Origin of the sequence: Streptomyces sp. NPDC001604, assembly GCF_042893475.1 — a bacterium.
In the GTDB taxonomy this organism is placed as follows: Bacteria; Actinomycetota; Actinomycetes; order Streptomycetales; family Streptomycetaceae; genus Streptomyces.
Genome location: NZ_JBIAUY010000017.1, coordinates 200,212 through 223,318, shown reverse-complemented (window position 1 = coordinate 223,318; position 23,107 = coordinate 200,212). Strand labels below are relative to the sequence as shown.

Here is a 23,107-nt window from a genome sequence, read left to right as displayed (position 1 = left end):
AAACGCCGTACAGCGCCACGAGGATGGCCGCCGTTGAGTTGCCGCTAGTGGCTTGACTCGGATTGTCGACCGCGTATTCGGGTCGCCCTCCGGGTGCCCGTCATTGTGCCTCCAGGTGTGATCGCGACGGTGGCCGTGAGAGCGTCCTGGAGTGTTCGCACGCCTGCGAGCATGGGCGAGGGCGCCTCCCACCCCGCGTGTCTCTCCGCTCTACCCGCCGTGGACCGTCGCCCTGCCCGCCACTGCGGCGGCCGTGCGGACGAAGGCGGCCAGGGCTGGGGAGGTGGCGTGCTCGGGCCAGGCGAGGACGAGCGTGGTGGGCTCGGCATCATCGACTGGGACAGCGACCAGGTCGTCGCGGAGCTGGTCGCGGATGGAGGAGGGGAGGACGGCGACCATGCGGCGCAAGGCGATGAGGTGGAGAAGCTGCCCAAGGTCGTGGACCTCGGGTCCGTGTGAGCCACCCTCGGATGCGCCCGGCCAGCGCGGCAGGGGCTCCCCGGCGAGGTCGTTCAGGCAGACCCGGGTACGGCCCGCGAGGCGATGCGACCTCGGTATCACGAGAAGTTGAGTCTCGGTCAGGAGGTCCTGGGTGTCCAGGCCGGTGAGGTCGTGGTGGGGGCGGTGAAGCAGGGCGGCGTCGGCACGCCCCTCCCGCAGGAGGATCTCACGCTCGCCGAAGCTGCACTCCAGCTCGACCGGCAGCGCATCCGGCTCAGTCTGATAGGCGTCGAGGATCGCGGGCAGCAGGCCGCCGTCGCCGCCCGGCTTGATGACCAGGACCAGACGCGGGTCGGCGCGGCCGGCCCGCCGGGTGCGGCGCGCCGCGGCCGACGCGGCGTCGAGCACCGTACGGCTCTCGCGGAGCAGGACGGCCCCCGCCTCGGTCAGTGCGATCCGGCGACTGCCACGTTCCAACAGGGCTACGCCCAGCCGTCGTTCGAGCTGCTGAATGGCTCGGGAGAGCGGCGGTTGGGTCATCCCCAGCCGGGCGGCCGCCCGACCGAAGTGCAGTTCTTCGGCGACAGCGGTGAAGTAGACGAGCTCGCGGACCTCCAGTCTTTCCATACCCGCACGGTATCGCTGCGTACCTGATCGGTGTTGGAACTCCCGGCCGCCCCCGTGGTGGGCTGAACGCATGACAGAAACCACGACTGCCCTGGTCACCGGTGCCAACAAGGGCATCGGGCGCGAGGTCGCAGCCCGGCTCGCGCCGCTCGGCATGAACGTCCTGCTGGCCTCGCGCGACCCGCACCGCGGTGCGGCAGCCGCAGCCGACCTGGGCCCGCGGGTGTACCCGGTCACCCTGGACGTCACCGACCGCGCCAGCGTCCTGTCCGCTGCCCGCTGGATCGAGGAGCGCTTTGGCCGGCTGGACATCCTGGTCAACAACGCCGGCATCTCTGGCGACCTCGCCGCCCAGAGCCCTGGCAGTGTCGAACTGTCCACTGTACGCGAGGTGTTCGAGACCAACGTGTTCGGCGTGATCAGCGTGACCACCACGATGCTGCCGCTGCTCGCCCGCTCCCCTGCCGCCCGGATCGTCAATGTCAGCAGTGGACTGGGCTCCATCGCCCGGATGACCGATCCCGAGGACTACTTCACAACCCGGCCCCCTTTGGCCGCATACGTCCCGTCCAAGACCGCACTCAACTCGCTGACCGTGCAGTACGCCAAGGAACTGCGCAGCCACAACATCCTGGTCAACGCCGCCGATCCGGGGCCGTGTGCTACCGACCTCACCACCGCGTTCCCCGGCCTCACCCGCACCGCGGCCGACGGCGCGGCCGTGGTCGTCCGGCTCGCCACGCTGCCCGATGACGGGCCCACCGGCGGCTTCTTCGACGAGCACGGCCCGGTTCCCTGGTGAGCTGCCTGTCAGGGAACCGAGGGACGGGGTGGTGGGGGTCAGCCCGGACGGGATGGGCGAGCCGGAGACCGCGCCGGCGCCCGACGGGCCGCAGCGCCCGGGTTACCCGCCGGACCGCCCCGGCAACAGCCGACGGAAGGGTAGCGGACTGTCAGGCAGCCTTGGCCGGGTACTCGGTCCAGGTGCGGACCGGTGAGTCGGGGGTGAAGCTGGTCTTCGGTTCGGCGCGGGCATTTCGCCGGCGCACGTAGGCGCCGATGGCGGCGTTCTGTTCGCCATGGCTGCGGTAATGCAGAGGCGGAAGAAGCAGTGGCGGGCGTCGTCGCCCGGAAGCGAGTGCTGTCCGCGTCACCCGGTCGAGGACCCGGGCTTGGGCTGCCGACCGCCGGCGTGGTGCACGTGGTCCCGCATCACGCGTACTGCCCCGGCGCCGTCGTGTCGGTGGGGCAGACCGCTCGGGTGCCCCCGATGGCGACGCCCGCCAGGTTCCCACGGAGCACCTGGCGACGCCCCGCGGCCGCGGATGCGCGAAGGAGCGAGAGACGGCGTCAGGGCCCCGGGCTGGTGCCCGAGGCCCTTGAAGAGAGGAGTTGTTGTGGCGTCAGCTGTGCAGTTCCTTGCGGTCGCTGCCGCCGCTGATGGCGATCTTGCGGGGCTTGGCCTGCTCGGCGACCGGGATCCGCAGGCTCAGCACACCGGCCTCGTAGGTGGCTTCGATCTTGTCGGTGTCGAGGGTCTCGCCGAGGAACAGCTGCCGGCTGAACGTCCCTGCGGGCCGCTCGGTGACCACCGTATCGGTGTTCTCGCCGTACGCCGGCTTGCGTTCGGCCTTCACCGTCAGGACGTTGCGCTCGACATCGAGATCGATCGACTCCGCGTCCACGCCCGGCAGGTCCAGCTCCACGACGAACGTGTCACCCTCACGCCAGGCGTCCAGCGGCATGCCCGCCGGGTGCGCGGCCGTGCCCCAGACCCGCTCGACGAGCCGGTCAAGCTCGCGGAAGGGATCCGTACGCATCAGCATCTGTCATCCCTCCTTCACGTCGTTCCTGCGTCCAATCCGCTCTACTTCTGATATAGCACCACGCCGGAAAGTTGACAACTATCCGCTCAACTTTTCTCGGCTGTACTGGGCGGCGACCTGCCGCAGCCAGTCCGCGTCACCCTCCGGGTCGGCGGTGGACACGGCGAGGCGGGTACACGGGGCGTCGCGGGCGGAGGTCGTCACCACGAGCACCGGGCCCCGGGCATAAAGGGCGGCGAAGTCCCGGCCCCGGGGGTGCTCCAGTTCGCCCACGCACCAGCGCCCGGGGCGGCAGCGGTAGCGCGGCCCGGGATGCGGGCGCACCGCGCGCCACCAGTGCGGCTCCACGCGGACCTCGTCCACGAACCCGAGTCGCAGGCGCACGCTGCGGCGCCGCGCCGCCAGCGCCCACCGCCACGGCAGACGCACCACCAGGTCGCCGCCGTCGATGCGCAGCCGCGTCATGATGCTCACCTGCCTTTGGGTTTCCAGGGCGCACGGCAGGCGTGCGGCGCCCCGCGGGCCTGCCGTGCGCCGCGCCTGAGCTATTCGGGTGCAGGTCAGTGGGCAACGCGGACACCGGAGGCCGGCTCGGCCCAGGACCGCGCATCGCGCCCGGGACGGGTGCGGTACTCGCCCCAGGCGGCAGCCAGCCACAGGCCGCCCGCGATCAGTGCGTAGATGCCCAGCACCAGCGCGATGGCCACCGCGCCGGCCTCCGGCCGCAGCCACAGCAGCGCACCCGCCGCGACCGACGCGGCGGCCGAGGCCCGCCACCACCACGCATGCCGCAGTTCGTGCCGCATCCGCGTGGCGACCCACAGCTCCAGGCAGCCCGTCACGATGGCCCAGGCGCCCGCCACGACCAACAGCGCCAGGGCCGTCAGCCCCGGCCATACGGCCGTGATCAGTCCGGCCGCCACTCCCAGGGTGCCGGCCGCCGCACAAGTCGCGGCAGACCGGCGCTCATGCCGGTGCCGCCACGCCGTGCCCAGCAGCATCACACCGTCCACCAGGGCGTACGCACCGAACACCCAGGCCAGAGCCAGCACCGTCAGCTGCGGCCAGAGCAGCGTCAGCACGCCGAAAACCACTGCTGCCGCGCCGCGGGCGGCCAGCAGCCAGACCGTCTTCATCCTTTCCGTCACCAGCGACCTCCCTTGCGGCCATCTGTGCGCCGACAGCCGGACCACTCCGGCGGCGGCCGACAACATCGACGCAACCGAACACGTTGGCACATATATGAGATTGAGTCGCTTGGTGTCAACTTCATACAGTGGGAGCTTGTCAGATAATCTCCTGCCGGGTTATACGAATAGGCGGGTACTCGATCGTCAGGCCGCGGTCCCTGCGGCCCGCCTTCACAAAAAGAGAGGTTGGACATGCTTGCGCGTACGGGTGTTCTGGGCGATCTCGACCGGCTCACGCAGCAGCTCGCGAACGGATCTGCCTCGGCCGGCACCGTCATTGCGGCGGACGCCTGGAGCGACGACGAAGCGCTCTATCTGCAGTTCGATCTGCCCGGCATGGACCGCTCCACCATCGAGCTGACCACAGAGCATCAGACGCTGACCCTGACCGCCGAGCGGCCCTCCCCGATCCCGGCCGAGGCCCGTCCCGTGCTCACCGAACGGCCCGCCGGCCGCTTCACCCGCCGCCTGACCCTGTCCGACGCCCTGGACACCGCAGCCGCCGAGGCCGCCTACGACAACGGGGTCCTCACCCTGCGCATCCCGCTGGCCGCCCACGCCAAGCCCCGCAAGATCGCCATCTCCGGCGGCGCGCCCAAGCAGCTGAGCGCCTGAGCTCCACCAGCCCTTCCGTCCCCATGCATCGAAGGAGGTTCACACCATGGGCGCCCTGCTGTGGCTGCTCATCCCGCTCTTGGCCGGTCTCGCCGCCAGCGTCTGGGCCTGGGGCACCGGACACCGCAACCCCAGCCTCACCGACCACGACACCTGGGAAGACCTCGACCGCTACCAGCGACTGCGGAGCGTCCTGAGCACCGACGAACACGCCACCACGGCGTGAGTTGAGCGAGCACGCAGCCGCGAGACACATCCTTCAGCGCGGGCGAGGTTGCCGGGGGTCCCTTCACCCATCTCTGAGTTCCGCGTTCGTGGCGTCCGCGGGTGCCACGCAGGGTGCTGGGCGCGCACCCAGGAGCTGACCGCCGCCCGCGGTGCCGCGAAGGTCGCCCACCACGCTTTCGTCGGCACCGCCGCCGGCCACCTCGCCCGGACCGCCTGACCCCACCACCCGTGTGCCGCCGGAGCGCCACCTCGGAGTGTCAACGCTCTCCGGCGTCCCGAGCACACCCAGACACAACCGAGCAGCAGCACGCAACGCCCCCTGTTTGCAACCGGCGCAAGCAGCAGCGCCCCGGACAACGGACGTCCGGGGCGCTGCATAAGGCAAGTTCAGATGCGCCAGGAACGGATGCGGTCCGCGGTGTCGTACCCGTCGACGCGGCCGGCGTCGATGTCGCGGGCGAGGTCGATCAGCGCGCCGTACGGCGGGTCGACAGCCTCGCCCGCTGCGTTCATGTATGCCGTGACGATCGCCGCGCCGTACAGAGCATTGCGGGCTGGGAGGGGGCGCAGCCGGATGATGGCGTGCATCAGGGCCGCCGCACGCCAGGCGTTGTCGACCGTGACGCCGACCTGCGGGGTGTTGACGCGGTGACGGGCGACGGCCGCCACGAGGTTGGAGAAGTCGTGAACCGAGGGCTGCTTGGGCAGTACCTCCGACTGGCGCTCCAGCAACCAGCGGATGTCGATGTGGAGCTCCATGCTCAGGCAGCAGCCCGACCGGAGGAGTCCCGCCGTGCGGGAGCATCGTCAGGGAACGCCTCGTCGAACGCGGCCGCGTTGTCGGCGACGAACGTTCGGAAGATCTCTGCGGCGCTGTCCAGGCGGGGGTCGCGGACCGCGTTGCGCGCGGCCTCGGTGATGAGCGCGGTCACCGTGGTGCCCTCGGTCTCGGCACGTTCCTGCAGCTGGGCGTGAAGTTCTTCGGGAACCCGGATCGTCACTGACTTCGACATGTTTCGACCGTACAGCAGGGCGTACAGCGCGGGGATGGATACGACGGAGCCGGTCTCGGACGACCGCCGGCCGCCGCGCGGTTCCGGGCGTGCTCGCGAGGCGCTGCAGGTAGCGGCAGGGGCCGTCGCCATCGACGACGCGGACGTGTTCGCGGGCCCGGGCGTCCACCCGGCCGGGCAGGTGCTCGGCGAGCACGGAGGCGAGGAGTACCGCAGGCAGCACGATGTCGACGGGGATGCCGTGTCGGGCGGCGACCAGCCCGGTGAGCAGGCTGATGGGGGGGTGCCGGTCCGTAGAGCCCTTGACATGCGCATCCACTCACTTCCACACTTTTAAATGAACGTTTATTAGATGCACAGGAAGGTCGGGTTCACCCATGTCCCAAGCCCAGGACTCACCCTGCGTCGACACCGTCGACGAGGTGATCGCCGAGCAGCAGGAAATCTTTCTGAAGCGCCAGCCGCGCAGCGCGGAGTTGGTCGAGGAAGCGAGCCGCTACCTCGCCGGAGGCGCGACGTCGAGCTGGCAGATCGCCAAGCCGCAGGCGGTCTGGATGAGCCACGGCGCCGGGTCGAAGGTGTACGACGTGGACGGCAACGAGTACGTGGACATGCACGGCGGCTACGGCGCGTCGATCGCCGGCCACGCGCATCCGGCCATCGTCGCGGCGGTCTCCGACAGGGTCCGACGAGGCACGCACTTCGCCCAGCCGACCGAGGACGCCATCTGGGTGGGCCGGGAACTGTCGCGCCGCTTCGGCCTCCCGCTGTGGCGCTTCGGCAACTCCGGCACCGAGTCCACCATGGACGCGATCCATCTGATGCGCGCCGTGACCGGCCGGGACATGTACCTGAAGCTCGAGGGCGGCTACCACGGCCACCACGACTCGGTGCAGGTCTCGGTGATGCCCGCCGCTGAAGAGATCGGCAGCCGTGAGCACCCGAACCGCGTGACCGCCAACGGCGGCATCCCGCGGGCGATCACCGATCTGGCCGTGATCGTCCCCTTCAACGACCTGTCCGCGGTCGAGCGGGCACTCGTCGAGCACCGCGGCCGGATCGCCGGCATGATCCTCGAGCCGGTCATGATGAACGCGGGCATCATCCCTCCCGACCCCGGCTACCTGGACGGCCTGCGCACCCTGCTCCACCGGCACGGCGCACTGCTGACCTTCGACGAGGTCAAGACCGGATTCACCACCGGACCCGGTGGCGCGACGGCCCGCTACGGCGTCGTACCCGACATCGTGTGCCTGGCCAAGGCGCTGGGCGGCGGCATCTCGGTCGCCGCGATCGGCGGTACCGCCGAGGTCATGGGCGCGATCGTCGACGGCCGGTACGAGCAGGTCGGCACCTTCAACGGCAACCCCCTGGCCATGGCCGCCGCCCGCGCCACCCTCGCCGAGGTGCTGACCGACGAGACGTACGGCCGCCTCGACCGTCTCGCCTCCTCTCTGCAACAGCAGATGGAGCAGACCGTCGCGGACGCGGGCGTGCGGTGGAACGTCGTCAGTGTCGGCGCGAAGGGGTGCGTCACCTTCAAGCCGGAGCGGGTCCGCGACTTCCGCGACTTCCTCGGCGTCGACGACCGCTACAGCCACGCGCACTGGCTCGTGCAGCACAACGGAGGAGCGTTCCTACCGCCGTGGGGCAAGGTCGAGCAGTGGCTGCTGTCGGCGCAGCACGACCAGGCAGACATCGATCTGTTCGCGCAGAACTTCCGCACCTTCGTGGCGGCGGTCTCGCGCTGAGCGCTCCGCTGCGCGATTCGGTGCGCCCCTTTCAGGGCGCTGTCGCATCCCAGCCGATCCCGCCCGACCCGCTGACTCCTTCGGTCACCCACTTCCCGACGAGGAACGGACGGGAGAACAATGAGCAGTGCGCAGTCCGCCGCCCGACCCGCCACGCCGCCCGGCCCCCAGCCACCGACCGACGCCCCACTCGACGCGCTGCGTACCACCGGCCTGCGCGCCATCCTCCGGCCGCGGTCGGTCGCGCTGGTCGGCGCGTCACGGCGCAACCTCCAACTTGTCGCCAACGTCCAACGGGGCGCGGCCGAGGCCGTAGGGATCCATCCGAGCAACTCCGAAGTGGCCGGACTGCCGTGTGTCCCATCGCTGTCCGCGTTGCCGGCACCACCCGAACTCGCGGTGCTCGCCGTGGGCCCGGCGACCATCGCGGCGAGCATGCGGGACGCTCTCACGCTCGGCGTGCGGTCGTTCGTGGTCCCCGGCCTCGGTGTCGAATCCGGAGCCGAGGGCCCGGCCGCCGTAAGGGAGTTGCACCGGATCGCCGAGGACCACGGAGCCGCGGTCCTCGGCCCCAACTGCATGGGCTCCGCCAGCCCGGATTCGCCCTCGGCCTGGCTCGGGACCATCCCCGCGTCCTTCCTGCCGGGCCCGGTCGCGATCGTGAGCCAGTCGGGCTCCATAGCCGACGCGTTCCTCGCGCTCGGCCCGCGCTACGGCTTCAGCGGCGTCGTCTCCTGCGGCGGCGAACTCAACCGTGACGCCGCGGACTGGGTCGCCCACTTCGCGGCCGATCCGGAGACCAGGGTGATCGGGCTGTTCCTGGAGACGGTGCGGCGGCCCCACGCCTTCCGCCAAGCGCTGCGCGTCGCGGCCGAGGCGTGCAAGCCCGTGGTGTGCCTGAAGATCGGGCGCAGCGAACAGGCTCGTCGCGCCGCCCTCGCGCACACCGGGGCGATCGTCGGGTCGCACGCGGCGTTCTCGGCCGTGCTGCGCTCCCACGGTGTCCTCCAGGTGGACGACCTTCCGGAGATGATCGAACTCCTCGGCGTGTTCTCGACCGCACGCCGGCCCACCGGAAGCAGGATCGGCGCGGTCACCGAGTCCGGAGCCGAAGCGGCCCTGCTGGGTGACCACGCCGAGCACAACGGGCTGAGTGCATCACACCGACCCTCCCGAAGCCCTCGCCCGCTATGCCGCCGAGCATGATGTCTGCCTGCTCAAGGGCATCGGATCAGGCCTGACGGCCGTCGCCCGAGCCGCCACCTGGTCCGCGGAAGCGGGCCTGCCGAAGGCCGCGGTGCCACCTCCGCGCACGGCCGACATCGCCGGCGGACTGGACGGGCTGCCCGCGGGTCCGCTCTCCGAGTTCGACTCCTCGGCGCTGCTGGAACGGACCGGCGTCGCCTTCGCCCGGCGCCTCCTCGCCGAGTCGCCCGACGACGCCGTCGAGGCGGCGAGGACGCTCGGGTTCCCGGTGGTCGTCAAGACGGACGGCCCGGCCCACAAGGCACGCACCGGTGGCGTCATGCTCAACCTGACCGGCCCCGAAGCGGTAGTCGACGCCGCGACGCGACTGGCCGGCCGCGTGCTCGTGGCCGAACAGGTGGGCCCAGGCCTCGAGGTGTTCTGCGGCATGGTCCGCGATCCGGTCTGGGGACCGGTCTACGCCCTGGGCCGCGGCGGCACCCACGTCGAGAGCACCACACCGGTCACCTTCGTCGGCCCTCTCACCCCCGAGCTGGTGCGGCTCATGATCAGCCGGGCCGGGCTCGAGACGTGGCAGTCACCGTTGGCCGTAGCGCTGCTGGCCATGGACGCCCTGGCGCGCGGCGCGCCACGCATCGGCGAGATCGACATCAACCCCATCATCTGCGCTCCGGACGGCGCGGCCCGAGCGGTCGACGCACTGATCGTGCTCACGGCCGACACTTCCCCCGACGAGGACTCACCTTGACCGACATCAAGTGCCACTACATCAACGGCCGTTGGTGCCCGCCGACGACCGCGGACCGGATACCCGTCATCGACCCGGCCAGCCACCTCGTCGTGGGATCGGCGCCCGCCGGCGGCGCCGCCGATGTCGACGCGGCCGTCGCCGCCGCCCGTTCGGCCTTCCCCGGCTGGGCGGCCACACCACGGGCCGAACGGGCCCGGCTGCTCGGCGCGCTGGGCCGGCTCCTCCGCTCGCATGCCGAGGAGCTGGCCTGGCTCATCGAGACGGAGATGGGCGCACCCGAAGCGTTCGCGCTGAGCGCGCATGTCGGCACACCCATCGCCATCATCGACGACTACGTGGCCTTGCTCGCCCACGAACCCGACGAGGAGCACATCGGGAACTCGCTCGTCACCCGGGAGCCGATCGGCGTGATCGCCGCGATCCTGCCCTGGAACTACCCGCTCTACCAGCTCGTCGCCAAGATCGTCCCGGCCCTGGCCGCAGGATGCACGGTCGTGGCCAAGCCGTCCGAGCTGACGCCCCTGGCGACCTGCCGGTTCACCGAACTCCTCGACGAAGTGGGCTTTCCCGCGGGCGCGTTCAACCTGGTCTTCGGCACCGGCCCCGTCGTGGGGGACGCGATGAGCCGTCATCCCGACGTGGACATGGTCTCCTTCACCGGATCGACCCGTGCGGGCGCCCTGGTCGGCCAGGCCGCCGCCGCGACCGTCAAACGGGTCGCGCTCGAACTCGGAGGCAAGTCGGCCAGCCTGGTCACGCCCGACGCGGACCTGGAGCAGGCGGTCACCGCGACCGTGCGCTCCTGCATGACCAACTCCGGGCAGTGCTGCAACGCCTGGACCCGCTTCATCGTCCCGCGGTCCGCGAGGGACGCCGTCGCCCGGATCGCCGCCCGCGTCGCCGCCGAGATCCAGCCCGAGCTGGGCCCGCTGGTCTCCCGCGACCAGTACGACCGTGTGCAGTCCCACATCGCGGCCGGGCTCGACGCCGGAGCGACACTGATCACCGGTGGACTCGGACATCCGGACGACCGGCCCGACGGCAACTACGCGAAGGTGACCGTCTTCGGCGACGTGACCCCGGACATGACCATCGCCCAGGAAGAGATCTTCGGTCCGGTGCTGGTGATCCTCTCCTACGACACCCTCGACGAGGCGATCGCGCTCGCCAACGACAGCCGCTACGGGCTGCACGGCGGCGTCTGGGCCGCGACCGCGGAAAGCGGCCTGGCGATCGCCCGGCGACTTCGCACCGGACAAGTGGACGTCAACGGCGCCGAGTTCAACATCGCGGCGCCCTTCGGTGGCTACAAGCAGTCCGGGAACGGCCGTGAACTCGGTCGCTACGGCCTTGAGGAGTTCCTGGAGACCAAGGCCATCCAACTCGCCTGAAACCGCCCCGGCATTTCCCTCGGAGAGGCAGCACATGAGCACCACAGACGCCGACCGGCGTTGCGTATCCACTCCCACCCTGTCGTCCGTCGACATCGGCAGCCTTCCCCCCTTGGGCCAGGTGCCCATGCACATGCACGCGCAGGTCGTACGACCCGACCGCTACGGCGACCCGGCCCAGGCGTTCCGGCCCGAACTCGTGCCCACCCCGGCCATCGGACCGGACGAGGTCCTCGTCGCCGTCATGGCCGCCGGCGTCAACTACAACAACGTCTGGGCTGCCCGCGGTTACCCCGTCGACCAGATCGCCATCCGCCAAAAGCGCGGCGAGAGGGAGGACTTCCACGTCGGAGGTTCCGACGCCTCCGGCATCGTCTACGCCGTGGGCGACCATGTCAGCGGCATCACCGTCGGCGACCACGTGGTCATCCATCCGGGATGGTGGGACGCGGACGACCCCTGGATCATCGAGGGCCGCGACCAGATGATCGCGCCCAGTGCCCGGATCTGGGGCTACGACACGAACTACGGGTCGTTCGGTCAGTTCGCCCGCGTCCAGGCCCACCAGGTGCTCCCGAAGGCCGACCATCTGACCTGGGAACAGGCCGCCGCACCCACGCTCGTCGGCACCACCGCCTACCGCATGCTGCACGGCTGGGCCGGCAACACCGTCCAGGAGGGCGACGTCGTCCTCGTCTGGGGCGGCTCGGGCGGACTGGGAACCCAGGCATCGCAGCTTGCCCGGCTCGCCGGAGCCACGCCGGTGGCCGTCGTCTCGGACGGGGAACGCGGCAAGTACAGCGAACGCCACGGCGCCGTCGGCTGGATCGACCGCACCGAATTCACCCACTGGGGCATCCCGCCCCTCGTCGACGACTCGGCCGGTCAGAAGCAGTGGACCGCCGAGGCACGACGTTTCGGCAAACGGCTGTGGGACATCGTCGGTGAGCGCAAGGATCCCGCGATCGTCTTCGAACACCCGGGCGCGGCCACCATCCCCACCAGCGTCCTCGTCTGCCGGCCGGGCGGCATGGTCGTCATCTGCGCGGGAACCACCGGATACGACGCCGTCGTCGACCTGCGCTACCAGTGGACGAGGCAGAAGCGTCTGCAGGGCTCACACGGCACCAACGACGCCCAGGCCGTCGCCTACAACGACCTCGTCCGCGACGGGAAGATCGATCCCTGCCTCGGACGTACCATCGCCTTCACCGAACTCCCTGCGGCGCATGCGGCGATGGGGCGTGGGGAGGACGTCTTCGGCAACGTCGTCGCCCTCATCGGTGCCCCCGGGCCCGGTACGGGCGCGTCCTGACGGGAGCGGGAGCACCGCACGTGACTCACCGTCCGAGTGCGGCCTTCGCATAGGACAGGGCCAGCTCGCACGCGAAGGCGGGTGTCATGCTCGGGTCCTCGAGGGCGACTTGGATGGTGAGCCCGTCGATGAAGGCGCCGAACCCCACAGAGAAGCGCTCGACCTCTACCGGTTCGAGCGGAAGTTCACGGACGATGTCGGCGATCATGGCCCGCCACCGTTCGTCCTGTGCCACACGGGTTGCCGCGACCTCTTCATGGCGCGTCGCCTGCGACCAGGTGTCGAGCCACAGAGCCCAGAGCCGGCGGTTGTCGTGCTCCGCGGAGAAGACCCACTCGACCAGGCGCCGCAGGCGTTCCTCGGGGGTGGCACCGTCGGCGACAACCTGCTCGGCGGAGGCGTAGAACTGTTCCTCCGCGTGCTTGAGAGCCTCCACCAGCAGGCGGTCGAGCGTGCGGAAGTGGTAGATGATGGTGGCACCGCTGACACCGGCCCGGTCGGCGATCTGCGCGATGCGGGTGTCGGCGAAGCCCCGTTCGCAGATGACGTCGGCGGCGGCGCGCAGGATCTGGTCCCGTCGGTCCTCGGTTTTGGACGCGGCACGCCTGACACGTCTGCCGTCGGCCTCTTGCGCCGCGAATCTGCCTCGTGGCACTCTCGCCCTCCCGCTGGACGGGCCCGTCGGACCCCCTCACCTGCCAGCCTACCGTCCCCAAAGATTCGTATGAACGTTTATTAGGGTTCGCAGGAGGGCAGATTCTGTGCCCCCACCTCGGACGTCAGGGTGCCATGTAGACCGCCGAGCCCTCCACGTACGTGGCGGTGACCCTCGTCGAGGCGATCTCCTCAGGGGGCCCGGCGCAGGGGTCGCGGTCCAGGACGACCAGGTCGGCGAGGTTTCCGACGACGATGGAACCGGTCTCGTCGAGGTGGTTCACCCAGGCGGATCCCGCCGTGTAGGCGGCCAGGGCGGTGTCGAGGGCGATCCGCTGTTCCGGCAGGAACGGCTCGGCCGTCGAGTGGGGCAGGATCCGGTTGACCGCCACATGGATGCCGCTGATCGGATCGGGGCTGGTCACCGGCCAGTCGCTGCCGGCGGCCAGCCTCGCGCCCGCCTCGCGGAGCGCGGCGAAGGGATACTGCCGGCGGGCACGCTCGGGGCCGATGACCGGAATGGTGAACTCGTCCATCTGGGGTTCGTGCGCGGCCCACAGGGGCTGGATGTTCGCGACGGCGTCCAGCGCGCTGAACCGTGGAATGTCGTCGGGGTGGACGATCTGCAGATGGGCCAGGTGGTGCCGGTTGCCGGAAGGGCCGTTGGCGGCCCGCGCGGCCTCGACGGCGTCCAGCGCCTCGCGTACGGCGCGGTCGCCCAGCGCGTGGAAGTGCACCTGGAAGCCGAGCCGGTCCAGGGCGGTGACATGGGAGCGCAGGGCGACGGGGTCGACGAAGCTCAGTCCGGCCGTCTCTTCCCCGCACTGGTGCGCGTAGGGGGCAAGGAGTCCGGCTGTCCGGTTCTCCACGACCCCGTCCTGCATGATCTTGACGGTGCCCGCCGTGAAACGGCCCGCGCTGCCGTGCTCACGGCGAGCGACCAACTCGTCGATCTGCTCGGCACCACGGCCGCGGTCCCACCACAGCGCACCCCGCACCCGTGCGGTGAGCGCGCCGGCCGCCCCGGCCTCGCGGTAGGTGCCGAGGACGTCGAAGCCGCCGAGGCCGGAGCCGACCAGAGCGTCCTGCCACGCCGTGATCCCCATGGAATGCAGCATGCGCTGCGAGCGAAGGAGGGCGTCGACGAGTTCGCCGTCGGTGGGCGGCGGCACCAGCCGGCCGACGAGGTCGGCGGCGCCCTCCTGGAGCATCCCGGTCGGTGAGCCGTCTGCCGCGCGCTCGATCCGCCCGTCGTGCGGGTCGGGGGTGGCCGCGGTGATCCCGGCCAGGGCCAGTGCGCGGGAGTTGACCCAGGCGCCGTGGTGGTCCCGGTTGGGGAGGAAGACCGGCCGATCGGGCACGACCTTGTCCAGCAGCGCCGCAGTGGGCAGCCCGCCGGGGAACGCCTCAAGGGACCAGCCGCCGCCGGTGATCCACTCCGCGGAGGGGTGTGCCTCGGCGTAGGCACCGATGCGCCGCAGATACTCCGCCACGTCGGTCGACCCGGTCAGGTCGCACTTGGCCAGTTCGAGACCACCGTGCACTGCGTGGATGTGGGCGTCCTGGAACCCCGGGATCAGGGTGCCGCCGTTCAGGTCGACCATCTCGGTGCGGGCCCCTGTGAGTTCGTCGGTTTCGGCGTGCCCGAGGCCGACGATCCGGCCGTGGCGTACGGCGACCGTGTCCGTGCAAGGCAGGGTCGGGTCCATGGTGCGGACGGTCCCGTTGACGAAGACGAGGTCGGCGGAAATGGTCATCGTGCTCCTGACGTGGAGGGGGTACGGGTGCGGGTGCGGAGGGGGGATCAGCCGGCCTGGGCCGGCGCGGGCGCCGGCCCCTCGGCCGGGTCGAGGCCGGCAGGGGTTTCGCCGATGGCACCACGGAAGAAGGCGGCGCGGCGGCCCCATTTCGCCCAAGCCGAGAAGCACAGGCCCGCCACGAGGATCGCGACCGGCACCGAGGCCAGGAACCGGCCGTTGGTGGCGTCGAGGGCGAACGATGGGCTGGTGGTCCAGTTGTGGTAGGTCAGGTAGCCGCCGAGGGTGAGCAGTACGACTGCGGACAGCGCCGGGATCACGACGTCCCGGAGTGCCGGGAGCACCCCCGCCCGCAGCCGGTCGGCGAAGCGGACCGCGCAGGCGAGCCCGCACAGGGCGTAGTAGAGCGAGACCAGGGTGCCGATCGAGGTGGCCGCGGCGGCCACCACCTGGTTCAGGGTGCCGATGCCGATGGCCAGGCTCGCAAGGGTGGCCGCGATGCCGGTCACCAGGAGTGTGCCGATGGCCGGAGTGGCGTACCTCGGGTGCAGCCGCGTCCAGATCCGGCCCAGCGTCTGGTCACGGCCCATGGCGAGGGTGTTGCGGGCGACCGGCAGGACGCCCGCCTGGAGTGAGGCCACCGACGAGCACAGCAGCGCGAGCAGCGGCAGCGCGGCCAGCGGTTCGGAGGCGAGCCGCTGGCCGAGGTACGGCAGCAGTTGCGGGGCGTGTGCGGCCATCTCCGGAACGCTGAACATCCGTCCGAAGCTGACCGCGGCGAGCAGGAACATGCCGAGCATCAGGAACAGCGAGGAGTATCCGGCCCGCGCGGCGTCCCGCGGGTCGCGGGTCTCCTCCGTGACCGCGAACACGCTGTCCCAGCCCCAGAAGATGTAGACCGACACGACCAGGCCGGCGGCGAGCACACTCACCGAGTCGAACCCGAAGGGGTTGAACCAGCCGAGGCTGAAGGCGTGGTGACCGGCGAACAGGGCGTAGCCGCAGAAGCCGAGCAGCACGGCGTACTCGAAGACGATCAGGTAGGTCTGGAACCTCGCGGCGACGTCCGCGCCCCGGATCGCCGCGTAACTGACCAGGAGCAGGACGAGTACGCCGAGCACGGTCGACAGCGAGATGGACAGCGGGTCGAGGGCCAGCCCGAACACCGAGCGCAGATGGGCCTCGTTAGCGAACCGCAACAGCATCGATCCGCACACCTGGCTGCCGTACGCCAAGTACAGGGTGGAGCCGACGATCTGGATCCAGCCGACCTGGAAACCGAGGAAGGGGCTCAGCGCCCGGCCCACCCACACATACCCGTTGCCGAGATTGCGCTCGACCCGGTTGAGGCGGGCGTAGGCGGAGGCGATTCCCAGGATCGGAAGGAAGGCCAGCAGGACGATCGCCGGCGTACGGCCGTCGACGATGCCTGCGATGACGCCCATGCCGATGCCGATGCTCATGGTGGGGGCGGTGTTGGACATGGCGATGACCGCCCCGTCCACCGGGCCGAGAACCTGTGGGAGTTTCGTGGTGGAGGCCGACGGCGCTGCGTCGGCGGACATCTCTGGCATGGATGCCTCCAGCTGTGATCCGCGGAGAGAGCCGCCAAGGCGGCGAGGGTGCCCTCATGAAAGCCCCGCCGGATTATTGCGTCAACACCGTTGACGCAACATTCTTGTGAACCGGCGTGATGGAATGGCCCGATGGCGAGCGAAAAGGCGGCAACATCTCCGGACCGGATCATCGGACGGCGAAAGCGCAGCACCACGACCCGTGCCGGCGTCGCGCTCTCCGCGGACGTGATCGTCGACGCCGCGCTGCACCTCATCGACGCCCGGGGGCCGCAAGCGCTGAGCGTGCGCAACCTCGGAGCCGAACTGAAGGCCGACCCCACGGCGATCTACCGGTACTTCCGCAACGTCGACGACCTGCTCCTCGCCGTCGCCGAGCGACTTATCGGCGACGCCCTCACCGAGATCGACCCGGCCGCGGACTGGCTGACCACACTCCGCGACCTGGCGATCCGCGGCCACCGCGCCTATCTCGCCCATCCCAAGGTCGCCCTGCTCGTGGCCACCCGCACCACCGGCCGCGCCCGCGAGCTGAAGGTGGTCGACACGATCCTGGCCGCGCTGGAGTCGGCCGGGTTCTCCGTCGCCGACGCCGTTCGCCACTACCGGGTCTACGCCGACTTCGTGCTCGCCTTCTCCGCGTTCGACGCGGCGTCGGCGGCCCTGAGCCCGCAGACGCAGGAGCTCGACCGGTCGGCGTGGGCGAAGACGTACGCCCGGGTCGACGCCGGCGACTATCCCGCCATCGCCAAGGCCGGTCCCGACCTGGTGGCCCAGGCCGACCTGAACACCTTCGAAAGCGCGCTCGACCTACTGCTCTCCTCGATCGCCGCGCAGGCGCCGTCCGCGAGGGACTGACCGAGGCGGCGGGTTCGCAAGCACCCTCCCGCGGTCGACGGTTCGCCTGCCCAACGGCACATCTCAGAAGGAAGATCCTCGTCGATGAAGCGCGCGGCCGGCTTCCCGACGACCTCGTCCGGCGGATGGCCCGGCAACTGGCGGGCACCCTCGCCCCACCCCGTCACGACGCCCTGCTGAACGCCGACGGTCCAGGCCGCCGACATCGACCCCGCACCCGACAGGACTGCCACGACCTGGTCTGCACTCCCTGGCCGAGGCACTCCTGGCCTGCGACTTCAACGAGACCGTCACCCTGGCAGGCCGAAGCCAGTACATCCTCACGGTCATCGAGCATGCCACCCGCCGCATCCGGATCCTCGGCCGACTTCATGTTCAACCCCGGGGCCGGGTCGGACTCTTGGACCGCGGTCAAGGCTGCCTCCCGCACCCTCACGCACACCCTCGGCAGCTCCAAACGGCTTGCGCATCTCCCTGACCGTGCTGCCGGACCAGGCCCACTGAGCCAGTCCGCCCACGCGCGGATTCCCCTCTCCTCTCCACTCTCCACGCCAGAGCGAGCCCGGGCCACGAGTGCACCCAGCTCGGACCAGGTGTGCTCGCTCGGCACCCTCGACCATCCTGCTCACGAGATCGGCACCACGACTGGAGGCGACGGTGCGGCGCCGGGCGACAAGGTCGGCATCATGCTGGGCAACCAGCTCGAGTTCTCCCTCAGTCGGCTTGGCGTCCGATGAGTGGAGAAGTCGACGTAGGCGAGCCAGGCGCGCTACTCCTCGTGTTCAGCCGGCGTGGCGTAGTGGGCATGGTCACACGCTATCGTTGTTGTTTGAACTTTCAATCTAATCCGCGTAGCGTGCTCCGCATCGAAACGTTTGAAGACTCAAACGGTTTCTTGCTCAGGAAGGCACAACAACGCCATGCAGCACAAGAACAAGCTGATCGGCGCGGCCATCGCCACCACCCTGGCCTTCACCGCCGTCACCACGACCGCCATGGCCGACACCACCACGCACCGGTACTCCACCGTGAGCGAGCAGAACCAGCTCCAGGCCCTCCACAAGGCGGCCGTGGCCGAGGGGGGCAAGGTCACCCTCTACATGGGCGGCGACGCCCCCGGCCAGTGGGACAACCTGGCCGCCGCGTTCCACCAGCAGTTCCCGGACGTCCAACTGCACCTGGTCACCGACCTGAGCAAGTACCACGACGCCCGCATCGACAACCAGCTCGCCACCGGCCGGCTCGTCGCCGACGCCGCGATCCTCCAGACCACCCAGGACTTCGACCGCTGGAAGAAGCAGGGGGATCTGCTCAAGTACAAGCCGGTCGGCTGGGACAAGGTCTTCGCCAACGCCAAGGACAAGGACGGCTACTACACCGGCGTCTTCTACGGCGCCTTCTCCTACATCGTCAACGCCAAGCAACTCCCCGCGAAGGCCGCTGACTTCAAGGCCACGGACCTGCTCAAGCCCGCCTTCCAGAACAAGTTGATCCTGACCTATCCCAACGACGACGACGCCGTGCTCTTCGGCTACCGGCAGATCGTCGACAAGTACGGGTGGAACTACCTGGCTCAACTGATCAAGCAGCACCCCAAGTTGATCCGTGGCGTCCCGGGCTCGGCCGCCGGGGTGGGGAGCGGCGACTACCTCGCCACCATCGCCGTCGGCGGCGACGCCCGGCCCAATGGCACCCAGGTCTTCTCGAACTCCGAGCACTTCAACTCATGGGCCCAGCGCGGCGCCATCTTCAAGCACGCACCGCACAAGGCCGGCGCCAAGCTCTTCCTGAGCTGGCTCGACTCCCAGGCGGTGCAGAAGAACGCCATCGCCACCTGGACCTGGTCCGTCCGCAAGGACGTCGCCCCGCCGACGGGCCTCAAGGCCCTCGCCTCGTACAAGAACACCAACCCCGACGCCTTCGCGAAGTTCATGAGCGACCGCTCCGCCGTCGAGCGCTTCCGCTCCCAGGTCGAGCTCTACTTCGGCCAGGTCAAGGGCGCCGACCCCGGCGACCCCGACGGAACCCTCGGCCGTACACCCGGAGCGTTCTGACCTCTGCTCACGCCTCGCCCGGAGCGGTTCCACGACGGCCACGACGGTAGAACCGCTCTTCAGGGGTCCCGGCCGGCGCCAGCACCTGGCCGAACCCTGAGCCGTCGAAGTAGTCACCAGGTGATGGTGGCGGCCGTTTCACGTTGTGCTGTCCAGTCCCGCAGATGCTGCGGGTCACGGGCCTCGGCCTGCTCGAAGACGTCGGAGACGACGCCTTCTGGGGGGACGGGTCACCGAGACGGTGCACCGTTCGCGCTCCGCTTTCGGGCCGGCCTCGGCGTCCGGCTCTCGCTGCGGCCGCCGGGCGGATGCACGATGTCGTGCGGCCGGCGCGGGGCCGGGCGGCGTCGAAGACGCAGGCCACCGTAGCCATGTCTGCGGTTGTGCCCACGCGCCGCCCATCCTCAGGGCTGCAAAACCGTGTGCGAGCGCGTGGGACTGGTCCTTACCCTCCGGTCATGGATCTTCGCGAAGAACTTCCGAGCGACAGAGAGTCTGTGCGGGACATCCACCTGCGGGCGTTCGGCGACCACGGCCTTGTCGTGGCCGACCTGGTCGATACCCTGCGGGGCACGATCACGCCCGGGGACGGTCTCTCACTGGTCGTTGAGCTCGACGGGCAGATCGTCGGGCACGTCATGTTCACCCGCAGTCTGCTCGATGCTCCTCGGCGACTGGTTGAGGTGCATGTGCTCAGCCCGTTGGCCGTCATGCCCGAGCATCACAAGCGCGGTCTCGGCTCGGCCCTGGTCCGACACGGCCTCAAGACCCTCGCCGAGCGGGCCGTCCCTCTGGTCTTCCTGGAGGGCGATCCGGGGTACTACTCGCGTTTCGGCTTCGAGCCCGGTGACGACCAAGGCTTCCGAAAGCCATCTCTGCGCATTCCGGATGGCGCCTTCCAGGCCCTCAGGCTCCCGGAGTACGAACCATGGATGACAGGGACGCTGGTCTACGCAGAGCCGTTCTGGCGGCACGATGCAGTCGGCCTCCGCGACCCCGGCGCATAGTGCCGCCAGAACCTCACCCCCTGTCGTGACGTGGCGCGCCGCGCGGATGCCGGTCCGGACATCGCGATGTCGCCAGGCTGCCGCGCTGATCCGCGAGAGCTTCGGCTCATTCAATGCACGCCGGGCGCCCTCGGTAACGCCTGCGCGCGATGGGCCGCGAGGAGCCGGCGCAAGGCCTCGACACTTTCCTCGGTGCGCTCCGGTGCGCCGGAGGTGACCTGGTGGAAGACGAGGCCGTCCAGGGCCGCGAAGACGATCTCCGTCATCTCCTGCGACACGCCGAAGCAGGCCAGTGCCTCGCGGACGGCATCGCGGTAGGCGTCGTAGAGCAGGTCGACGTGGTGGCGCAGCTCCGGCCGCCGCCTGGATTCGAGCTTCAGCTCGTACTGGAACGCCTGCAGATCCGGATCGGCGGCGATGAACGCGGCCAGCGTCGCGGCGAAGTCCTCCAGGCGGCCGCTGGTGGGCACCAGCGACGACGTCTCGATACTGCGCCGCACCGCCCAGCCCAAGGCCTCTTCGAGCAGCGTGTCACGTGATCCGAAGTGGTGGACCACGAGGCCGTGGGTCACACCGGCCTCGGCGGCCACGGACCGGTACGTCAGCTTCCGCAGGCCCCCTCGCGCGACGACCTTGACAGCCGCCGCCATCAGAGCTTCTCGTCCCTGACCGTATCCCGGCCGATTGTCCTGGCCGCCGGTCCCCTCATCGACCACCGTCTCGGTCATGCACCCCCCTTTCCTCTCCCCCCGCGCACCCTGACAAGCAAAACTATCCTATTGACAAGTTATCCGAATGGATAGATTCTCGGCGGTGCGTCACTTCCTCCGCCTCACTGGAGTTCCTATGGCCCTGCCCGAAGAACTGCGCAGCACCCCGTTCTCTCCGCGGTACGACGACCGCGTCGAGGAGTGGATGGACGTCTACGGCCATGCCGTGCCCCTGTTCATCACGGACCCGGCCGAGGAGTACGAGGCACTCCGCACCGCCGCCGGTGCGCTGGACTACTCGATGCTCTACAAGTGGCACGTCGAGGGCGAGGACGCGCTCGCCACCGTCGACGCCGTCTTCTCACGGAGCGTCCGCGGGCTCGCCGAGGGCCGCATCGCCTACGGCGTGGTCGTCGACGCGGACGGCTTCATGATCGACGACGTGACCGTGGCCGTCCTCGCGCCCGGCCACGTGGTCGTCACCGGCGGCAACCCCGCCACCCAACAGTCGCTGACCGCGCACGCCCCCGACGGCACCACAGTCACCGAGCGGCGCGACGAATTCGCCGTACTGACCCTGCAGGGACCGCGCAGCCGCGAGGTTCTCCAGCGGCTCACGCACGTCGACGTCTCCAACACCGCCTTCCCCTATTACACCTTCCTCCGGGACGTCCTGGTCACCGGCATCAGTGCGCAGGTCAGCCGGATCGGGTTCACCGCCGAACTCGGCTACGAGATCCAGGTGCCGCACGAACGTGCGCTGGACCTGTGGGACGCGGTCCTCGACGCGGGGGCCGGCCTCGGGGTGAAGGCCGTCGGCGCGCTCGCCCTCCTGACCTGCCGCACCGAGGCCGGGATGATCATGGGTGAGCTGGAGTACGACCACACCGTCACCCCGTTCGAATGCCGGATGGGCTGGGCGATCGACTTCGACAAGGGCCCCTTCCAGGGCCGCGAAGCGCTGCTCGCCAAGAAGGGCACCGCGCAGGGGCGTGTGGTCAGCGTCGTCGTGGACGCCTCGCCCGAGGCGGCTGAGGGCGCGCGGCTGGAGCTGGACGGACGCGCCGTTGGCTACGTGACGATGGCCGTGCCTTCGCCCGTGCTCGACGGCGCCACCCTGGGGCTCGCCCGCGTGCACCGCGACGCGGTGAAGCCGGGGACCGCGCTGACCGCGGTCGCCGCCGACGGTTCCAAGGCCGACGCCACGGTGAAGCCCACCCCCGTGTACGACCCCGAGCGCACCCGCGTACGGGCCTGAGCCGGAAGGCACCGCAGCCATGCAGCGCTACATCCTGACCGTCAGCTGCCCCGACCAGCCGGGCATCGTGCACGCCCTGTCCGGTGGCATCACCGAGGCCAAGGGCAACATTCTCGAGAGCGCCCAGTTCTCCGATCCCGGCACCGGCACGTTCACCATCCGGGTGCTCCTGGAGACCCCGCAGGCCGACGTCGAGAGCCTGCGTGACGAGCTCTCCCTGCGCCTGGCGCGCTTCGACCCCGTGCTGTCCCTGCGGCCGGAGCAGCAGCGGCGCCGGGTCCTGCTGATGGTGTCGAAGTTCGACCACTGTCTGGTCGACCTCCTCTACCGCTGGCACCTGGGCGAACTGCCCGTCGACATCCCGCTCATCGTTTCCAACCACCCTGACCTGGCGCCCGTCGCGCAGCGCTACGGCATCCCGTTCGTCCACCTCCCCGTCACCCGCGACACCAAGCCGGAGGCGGAGGCCGAGCTGGTGCGGCTGGTCACCGGGCACCAGGTCGACTTCGTGGTCCTCGCCCGCTATATGCAGGTCCTCTCCGACGACCTGTGCCGCAAGCTGTCGGGACGGGTCATCAACATCCACCACTCGTTCCTGCCGGGCTTCAAGGGCGCCAAGCCGTACCACCAGGCCCACGACCGGGGCGTCAAACTCATCGGCGCCACAGCCCACTTCGTCACCGCCGACCTGGACGAGGGCCCGATCATCGAGCAGGACGTCGTGCGCGTCGGACACCGGCACACCGCGCCGGAGCTGGTCGCCATCGGCCGGGACGTCGAACGGGTCGTCCTGGCGCGGGCGGTACGCCTGCACGCCGAGGACCGGGTCGTGCTGACCGGCTCCCGCACCGTCGTGTTCTCCTGACCCGAGAGGCTCTTGC

Annotated in this window: 24 protein-coding genes and 1 pseudogene; 14 read left to right on the top strand and 11 right to left on the bottom strand. The window is 70.0% G+C overall.

All coding sequences use genetic code 11. The annotated features are described in order from the left end of the window. Window positions 1–210: 210 nt before the first annotated feature. Entirely contained in the window at window positions 211–1,068 is an 858-nt protein-coding gene (locus ACFY1E_RS36220; RefSeq protein WP_389083822.1) for a LysR family transcriptional regulator, read from the bottom strand. A gap of 70 nt (window positions 1,069–1,138) precedes the next feature. On the opposite strand from ACFY1E_RS36220, the gene ACFY1E_RS36215 reads away from it, so the two are divergent. Then, window positions 1,139–1,870, top strand: coding sequence for an SDR family oxidoreductase (locus ACFY1E_RS36215; RefSeq protein ID WP_389083820.1), 732 nt, complete (start codon window positions 1,139–1,141; stop codon window positions 1,868–1,870). 601 nt (window positions 1,871–2,471) lie between these two features. On the opposite strand, the gene ACFY1E_RS36210 is transcribed toward ACFY1E_RS36215, so the two are convergent. From ACFY1E_RS36210 to ACFY1E_RS36200, 3 genes are all read right to left on the bottom strand, one after another. After that, window positions 2,472–2,894, bottom strand: coding sequence for an Hsp20/alpha crystallin family protein (locus tag ACFY1E_RS36210; protein WP_389083817.1), 423 nt, complete (start codon window positions 2,892–2,894; stop codon window positions 2,472–2,474). 78 nt (window positions 2,895–2,972) lie between these two features. After that, window positions 2,973–3,359 carry a hypothetical protein gene (locus ACFY1E_RS36205; RefSeq protein WP_389083887.1) on the bottom strand — a complete coding sequence of 129 codons (387 nt, stop codon included), beginning with the start codon at window positions 3,357–3,359 and terminating at the stop codon, window positions 2,973–2,975. Between the two features lie 95 nt (window positions 3,360–3,454). Then, the gene (locus tag ACFY1E_RS36200; RefSeq protein WP_389083815.1) at window positions 3,455–4,042 is read right to left on the bottom strand and encodes an HdeD family acid-resistance protein; all 588 of its coding nucleotides are present in this window, start codon (window positions 4,040–4,042) and stop codon (window positions 3,455–3,457) included. Between the two features lie 234 nt (window positions 4,043–4,276). Here ACFY1E_RS36200 and ACFY1E_RS36195 point away from each other — a divergent pair, with 234 nt between their 5' ends. After that, entirely contained in the window at window positions 4,277–4,699 is a 423-nt protein-coding gene (locus ACFY1E_RS36195; protein WP_389083812.1) for an Hsp20/alpha crystallin family protein, read from the top strand. A gap of 46 nt (window positions 4,700–4,745) precedes the next feature. Then, the gene (locus tag ACFY1E_RS36190; RefSeq protein WP_389083810.1) at window positions 4,746–4,925 is read left to right on the top strand and encodes a hypothetical protein; all 180 of its coding nucleotides are present in this window, start codon (window positions 4,746–4,748) and stop codon (window positions 4,923–4,925) included. 389 nt (window positions 4,926–5,314) lie between these two features. On the opposite strand, the gene ACFY1E_RS36185 is transcribed toward ACFY1E_RS36190, so the two are convergent. After that, window positions 5,315–5,692: a toxin Doc gene (locus ACFY1E_RS36185; RefSeq protein ID WP_389083885.1), complete on the bottom strand. Its 378-nt coding sequence runs from the start codon at window positions 5,690–5,692 to the stop codon at window positions 5,315–5,317. Next, a complete protein-coding gene (locus ACFY1E_RS36180) occupies window positions 5,689–5,940 on the bottom strand; it encodes a YlcI/YnfO family protein (protein ID WP_389083808.1) in 252 nt (83 codons plus the stop codon). Before ACFY1E_RS36180 ends, ACFY1E_RS36185 begins: the two co-directional genes overlap by 4 nt. Before the next feature lie 34 nt (window positions 5,941–5,974). On the opposite strand from ACFY1E_RS36180, the gene ACFY1E_RS36175 reads away from it, so the two are divergent. The 6 genes from ACFY1E_RS36175 (at window position 5,975) to ccrA (ending at window position 12,354) form a co-directional block, all read left to right on the top strand. Beyond that, window positions 5,975–6,277, top strand: a complete 303-nt coding sequence (locus tag ACFY1E_RS36175) for a hypothetical protein (protein ID WP_389083805.1) — start codon at window positions 5,975–5,977, stop codon at window positions 6,275–6,277. A 40-nt stretch (window positions 6,278–6,317) separates the two neighbouring features. Further along, the gene (locus tag ACFY1E_RS36170) at window positions 6,318–7,691 is read left to right on the top strand and encodes an aspartate aminotransferase family protein (protein WP_389083803.1); all 1,374 of its coding nucleotides are present in this window, start codon (window positions 6,318–6,320) and stop codon (window positions 7,689–7,691) included. A 120-nt stretch (window positions 7,692–7,811) separates the two neighbouring features. After that, entirely contained in the window at window positions 7,812–8,897 is a 1,086-nt protein-coding gene (locus tag ACFY1E_RS36165) for a CoA-binding protein (RefSeq protein WP_389083801.1), read from the top strand. Further along, on the top strand, window positions 8,845–9,645 hold the full coding sequence (locus ACFY1E_RS36160) for an acetate--CoA ligase family protein (protein ID WP_389083799.1): 801 nt from the start codon (window positions 8,845–8,847) through the stop codon (window positions 9,643–9,645). Before ACFY1E_RS36165 ends, ACFY1E_RS36160 begins: the two co-directional genes overlap by 53 nt. A 5-nt stretch (window positions 9,646–9,650) precedes the next feature. Further along, a complete protein-coding gene (locus tag ACFY1E_RS36155) occupies window positions 9,651–11,039 on the top strand; it encodes an aldehyde dehydrogenase family protein (protein WP_389083882.1) in 1,389 nt (462 codons plus the stop codon). A gap of 34 nt (window positions 11,040–11,073) precedes the next feature. Then, complete coding sequence (gene ccrA / locus ACFY1E_RS36150; protein WP_389083797.1) at window positions 11,074–12,354, top strand: crotonyl-CoA carboxylase/reductase; 1,281 nt, start codon at window positions 11,074–11,076, stop codon at window positions 12,352–12,354. A 25-nt stretch (window positions 12,355–12,379) separates the two neighbouring features. Here the strand turns inward: ccrA and ACFY1E_RS36145 are convergent, their stop codons facing one another. From ACFY1E_RS36145 to ACFY1E_RS36135, 3 genes are all read right to left on the bottom strand, one after another. Continuing rightward, window positions 12,380–13,009 carry a TetR/AcrR family transcriptional regulator gene (locus ACFY1E_RS36145; protein ID WP_389083794.1) on the bottom strand — a complete coding sequence of 210 codons (630 nt, stop codon included), beginning with the start codon at window positions 13,007–13,009 and terminating at the stop codon, window positions 12,380–12,382. 124 nt (window positions 13,010–13,133) lie between these two features. Beyond that, window positions 13,134–14,765: an amidohydrolase gene (locus ACFY1E_RS36140; RefSeq protein ID WP_389083792.1), complete on the bottom strand. Its 1,632-nt coding sequence runs from the start codon at window positions 14,763–14,765 to the stop codon at window positions 13,134–13,136. Between the two features lie 47 nt (window positions 14,766–14,812). Further along, complete coding sequence (locus ACFY1E_RS36135; RefSeq protein WP_389083789.1) at window positions 14,813–16,339, bottom strand: APC family permease; 1,527 nt, start codon at window positions 16,337–16,339, stop codon at window positions 14,813–14,815. A gap of 132 nt (window positions 16,340–16,471) precedes the next feature. On the opposite strand from ACFY1E_RS36135, the gene ACFY1E_RS36130 reads away from it, so the two are divergent. Then, the gene (locus tag ACFY1E_RS36130; RefSeq protein WP_389083787.1) at window positions 16,472–17,197 is read left to right on the top strand and encodes a TetR/AcrR family transcriptional regulator; all 726 of its coding nucleotides are present in this window, start codon (window positions 16,472–16,474) and stop codon (window positions 17,195–17,197) included. A 920-nt stretch (window positions 17,198–18,117) separates the two neighbouring features. Beyond that, entirely contained in the window at window positions 18,118–19,251 is a 1,134-nt protein-coding gene (locus ACFY1E_RS36125) for an ABC transporter substrate-binding protein (protein ID WP_389083784.1), read from the top strand. A 152-nt stretch (window positions 19,252–19,403) separates the two neighbouring features. Here the strand turns inward: ACFY1E_RS36125 and ACFY1E_RS36120 are convergent. Continuing rightward, window positions 19,404–19,624, bottom strand: a pseudogene (locus tag ACFY1E_RS36120) (ISKra4 family transposase); the annotation flags it as partial. An 85-nt stretch (window positions 19,625–19,709) separates the two neighbouring features. Between ACFY1E_RS36120 and ACFY1E_RS36115 the strand changes: the two are divergent. After that, window positions 19,710–20,258 (top strand): GNAT family N-acetyltransferase, encoded by a 549-nt coding sequence (locus tag ACFY1E_RS36115; protein WP_389083782.1) that lies wholly within the window; start codon window positions 19,710–19,712, stop codon window positions 20,256–20,258. 110 nt (window positions 20,259–20,368) lie between these two features. Here ACFY1E_RS36115 and ACFY1E_RS36110 read toward each other — a convergent pair whose 3' ends face one another. Continuing rightward, entirely contained in the window at window positions 20,369–20,986 is a 618-nt protein-coding gene (locus tag ACFY1E_RS36110; protein ID WP_389083779.1) for a TetR/AcrR family transcriptional regulator, read from the bottom strand. A 118-nt stretch (window positions 20,987–21,104) separates the two neighbouring features. Here ACFY1E_RS36110 and ACFY1E_RS36105 point away from each other — a divergent pair, with 118 nt between their 5' ends. Further along, window positions 21,105–22,226 carry an aminomethyltransferase family protein gene (locus ACFY1E_RS36105; protein ID WP_389083776.1) on the top strand — a complete coding sequence of 374 codons (1,122 nt, stop codon included), beginning with the start codon at window positions 21,105–21,107 and terminating at the stop codon, window positions 22,224–22,226. 19 nt (window positions 22,227–22,245) lie between these two features. Then, a complete protein-coding gene (purU, locus tag ACFY1E_RS36100; RefSeq protein ID WP_389083774.1) occupies window positions 22,246–23,091 on the top strand; it encodes a formyltetrahydrofolate deformylase in 846 nt (281 codons plus the stop codon). Window positions 23,092–23,107: the final 16 nt, after the last annotated feature.

Coding starts and splice junctions, on each gene's coding strand:
- ACFY1E_RS36130 (WP_389083787.1), top strand. CDS start 16,472: ATGGCGAGCGAAAAGGCGGCAACATCTCCGGACCGGATCATCGGACGG.
- ACFY1E_RS36140 (WP_389083792.1), bottom strand. CDS start 14,765: ATGACCATTTCCGCCGACCTCGTCTTCGTCAACGGGACCGTCCGCACC.
- ACFY1E_RS36105 (WP_389083776.1), top strand. CDS start 21,105: ATGGCCCTGCCCGAAGAACTGCGCAGCACCCCGTTCTCTCCGCGGTAC.
- ACFY1E_RS36170 (WP_389083803.1), top strand. CDS start 6,318: ATGTCCCAAGCCCAGGACTCACCCTGCGTCGACACCGTCGACGAGGTG.
- ACFY1E_RS36110 (WP_389083779.1), bottom strand. CDS start 20,986: ATGACCGAGACGGTGGTCGATGAGGGGACCGGCGGCCAGGACAATCGG.
- ACFY1E_RS36195 (WP_389083812.1), top strand. CDS start 4,277: ATGCTTGCGCGTACGGGTGTTCTGGGCGATCTCGACCGGCTCACGCAG.
- ccrA (WP_389083797.1), top strand. CDS start 11,074: ATGAGCACCACAGACGCCGACCGGCGTTGCGTATCCACTCCCACCCTG.
- ACFY1E_RS36205 (WP_389083887.1), bottom strand. CDS start 3,359: ATGACGCGGCTGCGCATCGACGGCGGCGACCTGGTGGTGCGTCTGCCG.
- ACFY1E_RS36190 (WP_389083810.1), top strand. CDS start 4,746: ATGGGCGCCCTGCTGTGGCTGCTCATCCCGCTCTTGGCCGGTCTCGCC.
- purU (WP_389083774.1), top strand. CDS start 22,246: ATGCAGCGCTACATCCTGACCGTCAGCTGCCCCGACCAGCCGGGCATC.
- ACFY1E_RS36125 (WP_389083784.1), top strand. CDS start 18,118: ATGCAGCACAAGAACAAGCTGATCGGCGCGGCCATCGCCACCACCCTG.
- ACFY1E_RS36210 (WP_389083817.1), bottom strand. CDS start 2,894: ATGCTGATGCGTACGGATCCCTTCCGCGAGCTTGACCGGCTCGTCGAG.
- ACFY1E_RS36115 (WP_389083782.1), top strand. CDS start 19,710: ATGGATCTTCGCGAAGAACTTCCGAGCGACAGAGAGTCTGTGCGGGAC.
- ACFY1E_RS36215 (WP_389083820.1), top strand. CDS start 1,139: ATGACAGAAACCACGACTGCCCTGGTCACCGGTGCCAACAAGGGCATC.
- ACFY1E_RS36180 (WP_389083808.1), bottom strand. CDS start 5,940: ATGTCGAAGTCAGTGACGATCCGGGTTCCCGAAGAACTTCACGCCCAG.
- ACFY1E_RS36165 (WP_389083801.1), top strand. CDS start 7,812: ATGAGCAGTGCGCAGTCCGCCGCCCGACCCGCCACGCCGCCCGGCCCC.
- ACFY1E_RS36175 (WP_389083805.1), top strand. CDS start 5,975: ATGGATACGACGGAGCCGGTCTCGGACGACCGCCGGCCGCCGCGCGGT.
- ACFY1E_RS36135 (WP_389083789.1), bottom strand. CDS start 16,339: ATGCCAGAGATGTCCGCCGACGCAGCGCCGTCGGCCTCCACCACGAAA.
- ACFY1E_RS36220 (WP_389083822.1), bottom strand. CDS start 1,068: ATGGAAAGACTGGAGGTCCGCGAGCTCGTCTACTTCACCGCTGTCGCC.